A 362-nucleotide genomic window follows, 5' to 3' on the forward strand; every position below is an offset into this window, starting at 1 on the left:
GGCTGTGTTGAACTTCTAGCCCGACCCCCTTATCGTGCCGGGAGACAGTGTCAGGCGGGCAGTTTGACTGGGGCGGTCGCCTCCCAAAAGGTAACGGAGGCGCCCAAAGGTTCCCGCAGAGTGGTTGGAAATCATTGGCAGAGTGTAAAGGCAGAAGGGAGCTTGACTGCGAGACCTACAAGTCGAGCAGGGACGAAAGTCGGGCTTAGTGATCCGGTGGTTCCGCATGGAAGGGCCATCGCTCAACGGATAAAAGCTACCCCGGGGATAACAGGCTTATCTCCCCCAAGAGTTCACATCGACGGGGAGGTTTGGCACCTCGATGTCGGCTCATCGCATCCTGGGGCTGTAGTCGGTCCCAA

General features: G+C 58.3%; 1 rRNA gene. It reads left to right on the forward strand.

Features of this window, described 5'->3' with window-relative positions:
• A 23S ribosomal RNA gene (locus tag BTM36_RS26540) occupies positions 1-362 on the forward strand; the annotation flags it as partial.

Source organism: Herbaspirillum sp. VT-16-41 (genome assembly GCF_001994935.1).
Classification (GTDB): domain Bacteria; phylum Pseudomonadota; class Gammaproteobacteria; order Burkholderiales; family Burkholderiaceae_D; genus Herbaspirillum; species Herbaspirillum frisingense.